Origin of the sequence: Pseudomonas sp. MH9.2, from assembly GCF_034353875.1 — a bacterium.
Lineage (GTDB): Bacteria > Pseudomonadota > Gammaproteobacteria > Pseudomonadales > Pseudomonadaceae > Aquipseudomonas.
In genome coordinates, this window is the sequence record NZ_CP133784.1 from 2786962 (window position 1) to 2801460 (window position 14499).

The window sequence follows — 14499 nt, forward strand, 5'->3', positions numbered from 1 at the left end:
TGAACAGGCTGCGGAAGGGATCACCACACTCTAAAAACCGCCTGTAAGGAACCTGAAATGAACCATGACGTCATCATCACCTGCGCACTGACCGGTGCTGGCGACACTACCGGGAAGAGCCATCTGGTCCCGGTCACTCCCAAACAAATCGCTGCCGCCGCCGTTGAAGCCGCCAAAGCCGGGGCGACCGTGGTCCATTGCCATGTACGCAACCCTGACACCGGCAAGTTCAGCCGCGACGTGGCCCTGTACCGTGAAGTGATGGAGCGCATTCGCGAAGCCGACGTCGACATCATCGTCAACCTCACCGCCGGCATGGGTGGCGACCTAGAGATTGGCGCAGGCGAGAACCCGATGGAGTTCGGTCCGAACACCGACCTGATCGGCCCGCTGAGTCGCTTGGCACACGTCGAAGCACTGCTGCCGGAAATCTGCACCCTCGATTGCGGCACCCTGAACTTTGGCGATGGCGACACCATCTACGTGTCCACCCCGGCCCAACTGCGCGCTGGCGCCAAACGCATTCAAGAGCTGGGCGTGAAAGCCGAGCTGGAAATTTTCGACACCGGTCACCTGTGGTTCGCCAAGCAGATGATCAAGGAAGGTCTGCTCGACGACCCACTGTTCCAGCTGTGCATGGGCATCCCGTGGGGCGCGCCTGCTGACACCACAACCATGAAAGCCATGGTCGATAACCTGCCGGAAAACGCCGTGTGGGCAGCCTTTGGTATCGGCCGCATGCAGATGCCGATGGCAGCCCAGGCCGTGCTGCTCGGCGGCAACGTGCGTGTGGGTCTGGAAGACAACATCTGGCTTGATCGCGGCGTGCTGGCCAGCAATGGCGCACTGGTCGAACGCGCCTCGGAAATCCTCAGCCGCTTGGGCGCCCGGGTTCTGACCCCTGCTGAAGGCCGGGTCAAGATGGGCCTCAAGAAACGCGGCTAACGACACCCCGAACTGTAGGAGCTGACTTGTCACTACGCGTCCCGCTGCGAAGACCATTCAGCGCGGTGTATCTGATAGACCGTGTCGTCTGGCATTCGCAGACAAGCCAGCTACAAAAGCGACTTTTTTCAGGAATTTTCGATGACTTTTATCACTGACATCAAAATCTTCGCTGCGCTCGGTAGCGGTGTTATCGGCAGCGGTTGGGTTTCCCGCGCACTGGCTCACGGCCTGGACGTGATCGCCTGGGACCCGGCGCCCGGCGCTGAGGAGGCCCTGCGCAAACGCGTGGCCAATGCCTGGTCCGCCCTGGAAAAACAGGGCCTAGCCCCTGGGGCGTCGCAAAGTCGCCTGCGCTTTGTCGCGACGATTGAAGAATGCGTGCGTGACGCCGACTTTATTCAAGAAAGCGCCCCCGAGCGTCTCGACCTGAAGCTGGACCTGCACAGCAAGATCAGCGCCGCAGCCAAGCCCAATGCCTTGATCGGCTCCAGCACCTCGGGTCTGTTGCCCAGCGAATTTTACGAAAGCGCCATCCACCCAGAACGCTGCGTGGTCGGTCACCCATTCAACCCGGTCTACCTGCTGCCTCTGGTTGAAGTGGTCGGTGGCAAACACACGGCCCCCGAGGCCGTACAAGCGGCGATCAAGGTGTATGAATCCCTGGGCATGCGGCCGCTGCATGTGCGTAAGGAAGTGCCGGGCTTTATCGCCGACCGTCTGCTTGAAGCGCTGTGGCGCGAGGCCTTGCACCTGGTCAACGACGGGGTGGCCACCACCGGCGAAATCGACGATGCGATCCGCTTTGGCGCAGGCCTGCGCTGGTCGTTCATGGGCACCTTCCTCACCTACACCCTGGCAGGTGGCGATGCTGGCATGCGCCACTTCATGGCGCAATTCGGCCCGGCGCTGCAACTGCCGTGGACTTATTTGCCGGCCCCCGAACTGACCGACAAGCTGATCGACGATGTGGTCGACGGCACCACCGACCAGCTCGGCAGCCACAGTATTTCAGCCCTGGAACGCTATCGCGATGACTGCCTGCTGGCCGTACTTGACGCGGTGAAAACCACTAAAGCCAAGCATGGAATGGCGTTTAGCGAGTAGCCCGCTCCTACAGGGAATTCATTCCAGATAAAAATTGATGAGACTGCCATGCCAACACTCACCACCTACACAACCCCAGTCCTCGCCGACTGGGTCGATTACAACGGGCATCTGCGCGATGCGTTCTATCTGCTGATTTTCAGCTACGCCACGGACGCTTTCATGGACCATTTGGGCCTGGACAGCGACAACCGCGAAGCCAGCGGTCACTCGTTGTTCACCCTCGAATGCCATCTCAATTATCTGCATGAAGTGAAGCAGGGTGAAGAGGTCGAAGTCCGCACTCAAGTCATCGGCCACGACCGTAAACGCGTGCACCTCTACCACAGCCTGCACAAACCCGGCAGCGACGAACTCTTGGCCGCCAACGAACAAATGCTGTTGCACGTCGACCTGGCGGGCCCACGCTCGGCACCGTTCAGCGAGCCGGTATTGAACACCCTGCTGGCCTTGGTCGAAACCCAAAAAGACCTGCCGCGGCCCGCCTACATCGGCCGCGTGATTGGTTTGCCCGTCTGACCCTCTGCCGCCACCTACGACAATAGAAAAGGAGATCGCCATTAACACTCCCGCCGTCGCCGACTTTCGCAATTACCCGTTGATCAGCGCGTTGACCGCCGTACAACCCTTGGCGGACAGGTTGCACGTGCAATGGGCCGATGGGCGGCTCAGCCCCTTTCATCATCAATGGCTGCGGGATAACTGCCCGTGCCCTGAATGCGTGTACAACGTGACCCGTGAGCAGGTGCTGGAAATCGTCGATGTCGCTGAAGACCTGGTGCCCAACACCAGTCTGATCGACGCCCAGGGTTGCCTGTGGGTGGAATGGCAAGACGGCCATCAAAGCCGCTTCGATCCTGGCTGGCTGCGTGCCCATGCTTACGACGAGGCGTCGCGCGCCGAGCGGTTCGAGGCCACACCGAAAAGCCAACTGTGGACCGCCAACCTGCAACTGCCGGTGTTCGAATATCACGCGATCATGGAGGACCCGAAGGCGCTGCTTCAGTGGCTGCTGGCGCTGCGTGATATCGGCCTGACGCAGGTGCGCGGCGTGCCCACGGAACCTGGCTCATTGGCGCAAATCGCCAAGCGGATTTCGTTTATCCGCGAGAGTAATTTCGGCGTGCTGTTCAATGTGCAATCAAAAGCCGATGCCGACAGCAACGCCTACACCGCCTTCAACCTACCGTTACACAGCGACCTACCAACCCGCGAGCTGCAACCGGGGTTGCAATTTCTGCATTGTCTGGTGAATGACGCGGTGGGCGGCGAAAGTGTGTTCGTCGACGGCTTCGCGATTGCCAATGCCCTGCGCCATGAAGACCCGGAAGCGTTTCGCAGCCTGTGCGAGATTCCGCTGGAGTTTCGCAACAAGGATCGCCACAGCGACTACCGGTGCCTCGCGCCGATCATTGCATTGGACACCTTGGGCCAGGTCCGTGAAATCCGCATGGCAAACTTCCTGCGCGGCCCGTTCGATGCGCCTGCAGAGCAGATGCCCGCACTGTATCGGGCCTATCGACGCTTTATCGCCATGACCCGCGAAGCGCGCTTTCGAGTGAGTGCGCGGCTGAGCCCCGGCGACATGTGGTGCTTCGACAATCGCCGCACCCTTCACGCCCGTAATGCGTTCGACCCGGCAACCGGGGCGCGGCACTTCCAGGGTTGCTACATAGACCGCGATGAACTGCTGTCGCGCATTCGGGTATTGCAACGGTAGATGCAGCGCTGCTACAGGTAACTTGAGGTATAAAAAAACCCGCATCGCTGCGGGTTTTTTCAATCAACTCAAACTCAGTTGACCTTGGCGTTCAACTCGCCTTTGGCATAACGCAGGTACATTTTTTCCAGCGACATCGGCTTGATCTTCGATGCCTGACCAGCAGTACCGAACGCTTCGTAACGCGCGATGCAGATGTCACGCATGGCAACGATGGTTTCGCCGAAGAATTTACGTGGGTCAAATTCGCTCGGGTTGGTGGCCATCAGGCGACGCATCGCACCGGTGGACGCCAGACGCAGGTCGGTGTCGATGTTGACCTTGCGCACGCCGTACTTGATGCCTTCGACGATTTCTTCGACGGGTACACCGTAGGTCTCTTTAATGTCGCCGCCGTATTGGTTGATGATTTTCAACCATTCTTGCGGGACCGAAGACGAACCGTGCATCACCAAGTGGGTGTTGGGGATGCGCTTGTGGATTTCTTTGATGCGTTCAATCGCCAAGGTGTCGCCGGTAGGCGGCTTGGTGAACTTGTACGCGCCGTGGCTGGTACCGATGGCGATAGCCAGGGCATCGACCTGAGTCCTTTTGACGAAGTCAGCGGCTTCTTCCGGGTCGGTCAACAGTTGGCTGTGATCAAGCACGCCTTCTGCACCCACGCCGTCTTCTTCGCCAGCCATACCGGTTTCCAGGGAACCCAGGCAACCCAACTCGCCTTCGACCGATACGCCGCAGGCATGCGCCATGGCCACGGTTTGCTGAGTTACGCGTACGTTGTACTCGTAATCAGTCGGGGTCTTGCCGTCTTCGGCAAGGGAGCCATCCATCATGACCGAGCTGAAACCCAACTGGATCGAGCGCTGGCAGATATCAGGGCTGGTGCCGTGATCCTGGTGCATGACCACCGGGATGTGCGGGAATTCTTCGATGGCGGCGAGGATCAAGTGACGCAGGAACGGAGCACCGGCGTATTTGCGGGCGCCGGCCGAAGCCTGAACGATCACCGGGGAATCGGTCTTGTCGGCCGCTTCCATAATGGCGCGCATCTGTTCCAGGTTGTTGACGTTGAAAGCTGGGACGCCGTAGCCGAACTCGGCTGCGTGGTCCAACATCTGGCGCATGCTGATAAGTGCCATTTTAGGTTTCTCTCCCGGTTGGGTCGTTAATCGTGCAAGCCTGCCTTAACGGCGGCTGCTATTCAAATTTTGCGCATCGGACAATGGCCGAGCGCGCTCAACAGGCAGTCGCAAACATACTCAGCGCCGAACTAGGGAGCCTTGCAAGCGCGACCGATCAAATCATTGGTGGCGACCCAGTACACCAGGCCTTCCTCACCCTTTATGTGAAACGCCAAGACACCGTCGCTGTACAACTCCCCGGAAGCGCCAGGCTCAGGCTTCAAACGATAGACCTGATCTTTGCCACCCAGGCGAACATCGACTTGAGTCTTGGTACTGTCGGTGAAATGCCATAGCACTTCGGCCTGACTGTCACACACCCAACGGGTCCACGCGCTCTGTTGTTCCGGTGCATTCATACTGGCGCATCCGCCCAGCACTGCAAATGTCGCAAGGGCGATTAAGCCTTTCATTACTTCTCCTGGCCACCCCATGAAGCTCGGCAAGTGCCAATCACTTCGGTCGATCAGGGGCGGTTTTGTTCCTGATTGCATCATCGTAGGCTCAATCGCACCCCAAGCCTCAAGGACAGCCTGCCTTTACCTCAGCAGGCATGACCTCATACTTGTCCAGTACATCCGGGCCGCCGCGCTTATAGATGATCGGCACGGTTTCCGCCTGCCAGTCAGCTTCGTAACAGCTTGCCCGAGGTGCCTTGGGCGCGGCTTTTGCGTCTTCAGCGCCGGGCTCACTGGCACACCCGGCCATCAGACCGGCAATGACAAACAGTGGTAACCGCTTGACCATGTAAATCCCCTTCACCCACACCGGACGCTCAGGCCTTGGCCCGCTGCTCCAATACTTCAACCGCGGGCAGGACTTTGCCTTCGACGAACTCAAGGAAAGCGCCGCCACCGGTAGAAATGTAGGAGATTTTATCCGCTACGCCATATTTATCGATGGCCGCCAGCGTATCGCCACCGCCCGCAATGGAAAATGCATCGCTAGCCGCAATAGCCTTGGCCAACGTCTTGGTGCCTTCGCCGAATTGATCGAACTCGAACACGCCAACCGGACCGTTCCACAGGATAGTCTTCGACGATTTCAACAAGTCGGCGAAGTGCGCTGCAGTTTGCGGACCGATATCCAGAATCATGTCGTCGTCAGCCACGTCAGCGATCAGTTTGACCGTCGCTACAGCGTTTTCGGCGAATTCCTTGGCCACTACCACATCCACCGGCAGCGGCACGCTGACTTTGGCGGCGATGGCGCGGGCGGTGTCCAGCAGATCAGGCTCGTACAGCGATTTGCCGACATTGTGCCCGGCCGCTGCGAGGAAGGTGTTGGCGATGCCGCCACCGACGATCAACTGGTTGCAGATATGGCTCAGGCTGTTAAGCACATCCAGTTTAGTGGAGACCTTGGAGCCCGCGACGATAGCCGCCATTGGCTGGGCCGGAGCGCCAAGGGCTTTGCCCAATGCATCCAGCTCGGCAGCCAGCAACGGGCCGGCACACGCGACTTTGGCGAACTTGCTGACGCCGTGGGTCGAGCCCTCGGCGCGGTGAGCTGTACCGAAAGCGTCCATCACGAATACATCGCACAGGGCAGCGTATTTTTGCGCCAGCTCGTCGGTGTTTTTCTTCTCGCCCTTATTGAAGCGCACGTTCTCGAACAGCACGATGTCGCCCGCCTTGACCTCGACACCGTTCAGGTAGTCGGCAATCAGCGGTACGTCACGACCCAACGCCTTGCTCAGGTAGTCGGCAACGGGTTTGAGGCTGTTTTCAGCGGAGAACTCGCCCTCGGTCGGACGGCCCAAATGCGAGCAGACCATGACGGCGGCGCCCTTTTCCAGCGCCAGTTTGATGGTCGGCAGCGAAGCAAGAATCCGCGCATCGCTGGTTACCACACCGTCCTTGATCGGGACGTTAAGGTCTTCACGGATCAATACACGCTTACCTTGCAGATCGAGGTCGGTCATCTTCAACACGGTCATGAGGCTGTCCCTGGTTTACTGTTGTGTGTGAGCAACGCGCAGATAGTGATCGGCGACGTCGAGCATTCGATTGGCAAAACCCCATTCGTTGTCGAACCAGGCCAGCAGGTTCACCAGCCGAGGGCCGGAAACGCGTGTCTGACTGGCATCGACAATCGCCGAATGAGGGTCATGATTGAAATCACAGCTGGCATGCGGCAGTTCGGTATACGCCAACAACCCTTTGAGCGGGCCGCTGGTGGCGGCGTCGCGAAGTATCCGGTTGATCTCGGCGGCATCGGTATCACGCGCTGTCTGCAGGGTGATATCGAGGCAAGAGACGTTAACCGTTGGCACACGCACTGCTTTGGCCTGAATTCGCCCGGCAAGTTCCGGCAAAAGCCGTTCGATGCCGCGCGCCAGACCAGTGGACACCGGAATAATCGACTGAAAGGCCGAACGCGTACGGCGCAGGTCTTCGTGATGATAGGCGTCGATCACCGGTTGGTCGTTCATCGCCGAGTGGATGGTGGTGATGGAAATGTATTCCAGGCCGATGGCCTGATCGAGCAAACGCAACAGCGGCACACTGCAATTAGTGGTGCAGGAAGCATTGGACACCAGCAATTCGGTGCCCGTCAGTTTGTCCTGATTGATGCCATACACGATGGTGGCATCAACATCCGCTTCGCTGGCCATCGGTTGCGAGAACAACACGCGGGGGGCGCCTGCGTCGAGAAAACGCTGGCCATCTTCCCGTGTGTTGTAAGCACCCGAGCATTCAAGCACCAGATCGACGCCTAGCCCAGCCCAATCGATCCCTTCAGGGGTTGCGCTACGCAGCACCTTGATGCCGTGCTCGTTGATGTACAAGTAGTCGTCTTCGACCCGCACTTCGCCAGGAAAGCGACCGTGGGTTGAGTCAAAGCGCGTGAGGTATTCGAGACTGGCTATGTCTGCCAGATCGTTCAATGCAACCACTTCAAACCCGGCTTTCGCCCCTCGCTCACACAGCGCGCGCAAGACGCAACGACCGATACGGCCGTAGCCGTTGAGAGCAACTTTATACAGGCGTGGCTGAGGCATGGGGTTCTCGCTGGCAGGTGTTAAAACCTGTAGGAGCGCGCTTGCCCGCGATAAGGCCGGAACGGCCTTCCGATGCAAGACAACATCGTGTGACTGCTGCGCAGCCAATCGCGGGCAAGCGCGCTCCTACAAGGGGAACGCATTACTGCTTAGTCTTCAAGCAGCTCTTCAGCCGTACCCAGGATGTTTTCCAGGGTGAAACCGAACTCTTCGAACAAGGCCGGCGCAGGTGCCGACTCGCCGAAGGTGGTCATGCCGATGACCCGACCTTCCAGACCAACGTATTTGTACCAGTAGTCCGCGTGAGCGGCTTCGATGGCGATACGCGCGCTGACTTGCAACGGCAGAACCGTTTGCTTGTACATCGCATCCTGGGCATCGAAGACGCTGGTGCACGGCATGGAAACCACGCGCACGTTACGGCCTTGTGCAGTCAGTTTCTCGTAAGCCAGTACCGCCAGGCCCACTTCGGAACCGGTGGAGATCAGGATCAGCTCAGGCTCACCCACACAGTCGCGCAGCACGTAACCGCCACGGGCGATTTCCGCCACTTGAATGGCATTGCGGGATTGGTGAGTCAGGTTCTGACGAGAGAACACCAGGGCCGATGGACCGTCGTTACGCTCAATCGCGTATTTCCAGGCCACTGCCGACTCCACAGCATCTGCCGGGCGCCAAGTATCGAGGTTCGGCGTGCCACGCAGGCTGGCCAGTTGCTCGATCGGCTGGTGCGTCGGACCGTCTTCGCCCAGACCGATGGAGTCGTGGGTGTAGACGAACAGCACGCGTTTTTTCATCAGCGAAGCCATGCGCACTGCGTTGCGCGCGTATTCCATGAAAATCAGGAAGGTCGCGCCGTACGGTACGAAACCGCCATGCAGGGCGATACCGTTCATGATCGCGCTCATGCCGAATTCGCGAACGCCGTAATGCAGGTAGTTACCGCTGAAATCTTCAGCCGTGAGGCTCTTGCAGCCTTTCCAGATAGTCAGGTTGGAGCCTGCCAGGTCAGCCGAACCGCCAAGGAACTCAGGCAGCAGCGGACCGAAGGCATTCAATGCGTTCTGGCTGGCTTTACGGCTGGCGATGGTTTCGCCCTTGGCATCGACTTCGGCGATGTAGGCATCGGCCTTTTCGGCAAAATCAGCCGGCAGCTCGCCACTCATGCGACGGATCAATTCGTTGGCCAGTTCCGGGTGTTCGGCGGAGTAGGCAGCAAAACGTTGATCCCACTCGGCTTCTACAGCAAGACCCGCTTCCTTGGCGTCCCACTCGGCGTAGATATCCGCCGGAATTTCAAAAGGGCCGTAATTCCATTTCAGCGCGGCACGGGTCAGCGCAATTTCCGCGTCGCCCAGTGGAGCGCCGTGGCAGTCTTCCTTGCCTTGCTTGTTTGGCGAGCCGAAACCAATGGTGGTCTTGCAGCAGATCAGCGTGGGTTGCGCGCTTTTACGTGCTGTTTCGATGGCGATCTTGATTTCTTCGGCATCGTGGCCGTCGACATTACGGATCACTTGCCAGTTGTAGGCTTCGAAACGCTTCGGCGTATCGTCGGTGAACCAGCCTTCGACTTCGCCATCGATGGAAATGCCGTTGTCATCGTAGAACGCGATCAGTTTGCCCAGACCCAAGGTACCGGCCAGCGAGCCGACTTCGTGGGAAATGCCTTCCATCATGCAGCCATCACCCAGGAACACGTAGGTGTGGTGATCGACGATATCGTGGCCAGGACGGTTGAACTGCTCGGCCAGCACTTTTTCAGCGATGGCAAAACCGACGGCATTGGCCAAGCCCTGCCCCAAAGGACCGGTGGTCGTCTCGACGCCAGGGGTGTAGCCATATTCAGGGTGACCCGGCGTACGGCTGTGCAACTGACGGAAATTTTTCAGGTCGTCGATGGACAGGTCGTAACCGGTCAGGTGCAGCAGCGAGTAAACCAGCATCGAGCCGTGGCCGTTGGACATGATGAAGCGGTCACGGTCGGCGAACGATGGATTGCTCGGGTTGTGTTTGAGGTAATCACGCCAAAGCACCTCGGCGATATCCGCCATGCCCATAGGGGCACCGGGATGGCCGCTGTTGGCTTTTTGCACGGCATCCATGCTGAGGGCACGAATGGCGTTGGCACGCTCACGACGGCTGGGCATCGCTGATCTCCTGGAACTGAAAGGATGGGATCGGAAAAAAGGTGAGCATTTTCCCTCAGGCATTGCTTCGGGGCAATGACAGATAGTCGTTGGAAGGCCTTTTTCCTGCGCTGTCCTCGTTATTACACGGCCAAACCGGATATTCCTCAGACACAAACCTGTCTGGCGCGTTCACTCGGTGCCGAATGCGCATGACGGACACCACCCATCGACCAATATCAAAACTTTTTGATATTGGTCTTGCGAGACGAACAATCGCTCTCTAGACTGCCAGCCCTATGAACCTTCGCGTGCCTGCAATCCGCCATGATGACAGCGACGATCTGGCTGCCTTGTGCAAAGCCGGAGGCGATCCGCTGCGACTCAATGTGCTGCGCGCGCTGGCCAACGATTCGTTCGGGGTCCTGGAACTGGCGCAGATTTTCGCCATCGGTCAATCCGGCATGAGCCACCATTTAAAGGTGCTGTCTCAGGCCGAGCTGGTAGCGACGCGCCGCGAAGGCAATGCGATTTTTTACCGTCGCGCCCTGCCCCATACCGAACAACCGGGCGGCAGGCTGCACGCGGCACTGCTCGACGAAGTCGATAACCTGGCCTTGCCCGGCGATGTCCAGGCGCGCATTGGTCTGGTGCACCGGCAACGGGCGACCGCCAGTCAGGACTTCTTCGCGCGGGTCGCGGAAAAATTTCGTGCCCAGCAGGATTTGATCGCGGGTCTGGCGCAATATCGCGAGAGCCTGCTATCACTTCTGGACACGCTGAGTTTCAGCCGCGACGCCACTGCGGTGGAAGTCGGCCCAGGCGATGGTGGTTTTCTACCGGAACTGGCGCGGCGCTTTCGCCACGTCACCGCGCTGGACAACAGCCCGGCGATGCTGGAACTGGCCCGCCAGGTCTGCGAGCGCGAAGCGCTGGGCAATGTCGAGCTGCAACTGGCTGACGCCTTGGTCAACGCCACTGTGCGCGCCGACTGCGTCGTATTGAATATGGTGCTTCATCATTTTGCTGCACCGGCCGAAGCACTTAAACAGCTGGCTCACCTGGTGCAACCAGGCGGTAGTCTGTTGGTGACAGAGTTGTGTAGCCACGACCAGAGTTGGGCCAAGGAGGCCTGCGGCGATCTCTGGTTGGGTTTTGAACAGGATGATCTGGCCCGTTGGGCCACTGCTGCGGGACTCGTTCCCGGGGAAAGCCTCTATATAGGGCTACGTAATGGTTTCCAGATCCAGGTTCGCCACTTTCAGCGACCGGCTGGCAACACTCACCATCGGTAAATTCAGGAAACCCGTCGATATGAGCGAATACTCACTTTTCACCTCCGAATCCGTGTCCGAAGGACATCCGGACAAAATCGCCGACCAGATTTCCGATGCGGTTCTGGACGCCATTATTGCCGAAGACAAGTTTGCCCGCGTCGCCTGCGAAACGCTGGTCAAAACCGGCGTAGCGATCATCGCGGGTGAAGTGACCACGTCGGCCTGGGTCGACCTGGAAGACATCGTCCGTAACGTTATTCTCGATATCGGCTACAACAGCTCCGACGTCGGCTTTGACGGCGCGACGTGCGGCGTGATGAACATCATCGGCAAGCAGTCGGTGGACATCGCCCAAGGCGTTGACCGCAGCAAGCCTGAAGATCAGGGCGCTGGCGATCAGGGCCTGATGTTCGGCTACGCCAGCAACGAAACCGACGTGCTGATGCCTGCGCCGATCACCTTCTCCCACGCACTGGTAAAGCGTCAGGCCGAAGCCCGCAAATCCGGCCTGCTGCCATGGCTGCGCCCGGATGCCAAATCCCAGGTTACTTGCCGTTATGAACACGGCAAGGTCGTGGGCATCGACGCGATCGTGCTCTCCACCCAGCACAATCCTGAAGTGTCCTACAAAGACCTGCGCGAAGGCGTGATGGAGCTGATCGTCAAACACGTGCTACCAGCCGAGCTGCTGCACAAAGACACTCAGTTCCACATCAACCCTACCGGCAACTTCATTATCGGTGGCCCCGTGGGCGACTGCGGCCTGACCGGTCGCAAGATCATCGTCGACACCTACGGCGGCATGGCCCGTCACGGCGGTGGCGCGTTCTCCGGCAAGGATCCATCTAAGGTTGACCGTTCCGCAGCGTACGCGGGTCGTTATGTGGCGAAGAACATCGTCGCCGCAGGCTTGGCTGAGCGTTGCGAGATCCAGGTGTCCTACGCCATCGGCGTTGCACAACCGACCTCGATTTCGTTGAACACGTTCGGCACCGGCAAGTTGCCAGACTCGAAGATTATCGCCCTGGTGCGTGAACACTTCGACCTGCGCCCTTACGCAATCACCACCATGCTCGACCTGCTGCACCCGATGTACCAGGCCACTGCTGCCTACGGCCACTTCGGTCGTACGCCAGTAGAAATGACTGTTGGCGATGACACCTTCACCGCCTTCACCTGGGAACGCACCGACCGCGCCGACGCCCTGCGCATCGCTGCCGGTTTGTAATAGCGCCAGCGTTTCAAGTTAAAAACAGCCCCCGTCGACGTTGGTCGGCGGGGGCTTTTTTGTGTCCGCTGGAAATCCCTCCGCCATCGCGGGCACTGCAAAATCCGGTAACCAGTCAATGCTCTTCCCCCCCAACCTAGCAACTAGCCTCATAAGCAAACCCCAAGCAAGGATGCTTCGATGCTGCCCGTTCTGCGTGTATTGACCAGTGCTGTTTTCGCGCTCGCCTCGTTAACCGTCAACGCCGACACCTGCCCCGACTGGCCGCCCGCCAAGGTCCGCACCGAAATAGTTGCTCTGCAACAACACATTGCCCAATGGGATGACAGCTATCACCGCCAGGGAGTTTCTCTGATCGCGGATGAGCTTTATGACCAGTCTCGCGCACGCCTGTCGCTGTGGCGTGGGTGCTTTGCTCAGAAGGCGCCTGACGACAATCCGCTGAAAACAGCGGCCGGTCCGCTCGTTCATCCCATACCCCATACCGGGCTGAGCAAACTGCGCAACGAACGCGCAGTCCAAGCCTGGCTCAAGGACCGTGAGGACGTGTGGATTCAGCCCAAGGTCGACGGAGTCGCGGTCACGCTGGTGTATGAAAGCGGCCAGTTGAAGCAGGTCATTAGCCGAGGCGATGGGCTCACAGGACAGGACTGGACCCACAACGCACGCCAGTTACCCGCCATCGCGCAGCACCTGCCCTGGCGGGAAAGTCTGGTGCTGCAAGGCGAGTTGTACTGGCGGCTGGCAGACCACGTGCAAGCCGACGGCGGCAGCCTGAACGCGCGCAGCAAGGTCGCCGGGTTGCTGGCACGCAAGACCATTACCCCGGACGAGGCGGCAAATGTAGGCCTGTTCGTCTGGGACTGGCCAAGCGGGCCGGAGCACCTGACCGAACGCCTCGACGGATTGAGTGCCATGGGGTTCACCGACAGTGCGCTCTATAGCAAGCCCCTGCAAAACTTCGCTCAAGCGCAGCAATGGCGCGAGCACTGGTACCGCAATGCGCTGCCCTTCGCCACCGATGGAGTGGTCATGCGCCAGAGCCAGCGACCCTCTGCACAACGTTGGCAAGCCAAGGCGCCCTACTGGATCGCAGCCTGGAAATACCCCTACGCCCAAGTGATCGCGAACGTGCGCAAGGTCAACTTCAACATCGGGCGCAGCGGCCGAATCACGCCGGTTCTGGACGTGGACCCGGTGCGTCTGGATGATCGGAACGTCAAGCGGATCAATGTCGGGTCCCTGGTACGCTGGCAAAAAATGGACATCCGCCCCGGCGACCAGATCGCAATCAGTCTGGCAGGATTGACCATCCCACGCCTGGACAGCGTGGTGTCACGCAGCGTTGAACGGGCTGAGTTCAACGTGCCGCAGGCGAGCGACTACCACGCCCTCAGTTGCTGGCAGCCGAGCCCGGGATGCGAAAGCCAGTTTCAGGCGCGCCTGGTTTGGCTCGGCGGCAAGCAAGGGCTGGCAATGCCCGGAGTGGGACCTGGCACGTGGGATGCGTTGCTCAGGGCCGGAAAGATTAACGGCCTGCTCGATTGGATGACCCTTGATGCCGTGCAGCTTGCTAACATTGCCGGCCTCGCCGAGCGCAGCAGCGCTAAACTGCTTGGCAGTTTTCAACAGGCTCGACAGCAACCGTTTCATCGCTGGGTGAAAGCGCTCGGGTTACCGCCGACCGCTGGCGTTGACCTCGGTAGCCAGTGGAGTGAACTGGCGGCCAAGAGTGTCGAACAGTGGATAAGCGAGCCGGGAATCGGTCCAGGAAGGGCCGCACAGCTCAATGCGTTTTTTCAAAATCCGCAGGTACAGGCATTGAGTGAGCAATTGCGGGTGCAAGGGATAGAAGGTTTTTAGGTCAATATCATTTTTCAGGGACAGGCGAGTCTTCGTTCGCTTATCGCG

At 59.2% G+C, this 14499-nt stretch carries 13 protein-coding genes; 7 read left to right on the plus strand and 6 right to left on the minus strand.

Going from position 1 to position 14499, the window contains the following annotated elements; all coding sequences use genetic code 11:
* Nucleotides 1–57: 57 nt before the first annotated feature.
* The 4 genes from RHM55_RS13110 to RHM55_RS13125 all read left to right on the plus strand — a co-directional run bounded on the left by RHM55_RS13110 (nt 58) and on the right by RHM55_RS13125 (nt 3772).
* Nucleotides 58–945 carry a 3-keto-5-aminohexanoate cleavage protein gene (locus tag RHM55_RS13110; protein WP_322182669.1) on the plus strand — a complete coding sequence of 296 codons (888 nt, stop codon included), beginning with the start codon at nt 58–60 and terminating at the stop codon, nt 943–945.
* A gap of 141 nt (nt 946–1086) precedes the next feature.
* On the plus strand, nt 1087–2052 hold the full coding sequence (locus RHM55_RS13115; RefSeq protein ID WP_322182671.1) for an L-carnitine dehydrogenase: 966 nt from the start codon (nt 1087–1089) through the stop codon (nt 2050–2052).
* A gap of 48 nt (nt 2053–2100) precedes the next feature.
* A complete protein-coding gene (locus tag RHM55_RS13120) occupies nt 2101–2571 on the plus strand; it encodes a thioesterase family protein (protein ID WP_322182673.1) in 471 nt (156 codons plus the stop codon).
* Nucleotides 2572–2611: 40 nt separating this feature from the next.
* The gene (locus RHM55_RS13125) at nt 2612–3772 is read left to right on the plus strand and encodes a gamma-butyrobetaine dioxygenase (protein WP_322182913.1); all 1161 of its coding nucleotides are present in this window, start codon (nt 2612–2614) and stop codon (nt 3770–3772) included.
* Nucleotides 3773–3846: 74 nt separating this feature from the next.
* Here RHM55_RS13125 and fba read toward each other — a convergent pair whose 3' ends face one another.
* From fba to tkt, 6 genes are all read right to left on the minus strand, one after another.
* Nucleotides 3847–4911 (minus strand): class II fructose-bisphosphate aldolase, encoded by a 1065-nt coding sequence (fba, locus tag RHM55_RS13130; RefSeq protein WP_219064023.1) that lies wholly within the window; start codon nt 4909–4911, stop codon nt 3847–3849.
* A 131-nt stretch (nt 4912–5042) separates the two neighbouring features.
* Entirely contained in the window at nt 5043–5366 is a 324-nt protein-coding gene (locus RHM55_RS13135) for an MliC family protein (RefSeq protein ID WP_219064022.1), read from the minus strand.
* 109 nt (nt 5367–5475) lie between these two features.
* Nucleotides 5476–5700 (minus strand): hypothetical protein, encoded by a 225-nt coding sequence (locus RHM55_RS13140; RefSeq protein WP_322176832.1) that lies wholly within the window; start codon nt 5698–5700, stop codon nt 5476–5478.
* 28 nt (nt 5701–5728) lie between these two features.
* Entirely contained in the window at nt 5729–6892 is a 1164-nt protein-coding gene (locus tag RHM55_RS13145) for a phosphoglycerate kinase (RefSeq protein ID WP_322176833.1), read from the minus strand.
* Between the two features lie 15 nt (nt 6893–6907).
* The gene (gene epd, locus RHM55_RS13150) at nt 6908–7957 is read right to left on the minus strand and encodes an erythrose-4-phosphate dehydrogenase (RefSeq protein WP_322176834.1); all 1050 of its coding nucleotides are present in this window, start codon (nt 7955–7957) and stop codon (nt 6908–6910) included.
* Between the two features lie 149 nt (nt 7958–8106).
* Nucleotides 8107–10104, minus strand: a complete 1998-nt coding sequence (gene tkt / locus RHM55_RS13155) for a transketolase (protein ID WP_322176835.1) — start codon at nt 10102–10104, stop codon at nt 8107–8109.
* A 278-nt stretch (nt 10105–10382) separates the two neighbouring features.
* Between tkt and RHM55_RS13160 the strand changes: the two genes are divergently transcribed.
* The 3 genes from RHM55_RS13160 (at nt 10383) to ligB (ending at nt 14451) form a co-directional block, all read left to right on the plus strand.
* Complete coding sequence (locus RHM55_RS13160; RefSeq protein WP_322176836.1) at nt 10383–11378, plus strand: metalloregulator ArsR/SmtB family transcription factor; 996 nt, start codon at nt 10383–10385, stop codon at nt 11376–11378.
* Between the two features lie 19 nt (nt 11379–11397).
* Nucleotides 11398–12588 carry a methionine adenosyltransferase gene (gene metK / locus RHM55_RS13165; RefSeq protein WP_219064016.1) on the plus strand — a complete coding sequence of 397 codons (1191 nt, stop codon included), beginning with the start codon at nt 11398–11400 and terminating at the stop codon, nt 12586–12588.
* Nucleotides 12589–12768: 180 nt separating this feature from the next.
* On the plus strand, nt 12769–14451 hold the full coding sequence (ligB, locus tag RHM55_RS13170) for an NAD-dependent DNA ligase LigB (RefSeq protein WP_322176837.1): 1683 nt from the start codon (nt 12769–12771) through the stop codon (nt 14449–14451).
* Nucleotides 14452–14499 lie beyond the last annotated feature (48 nt).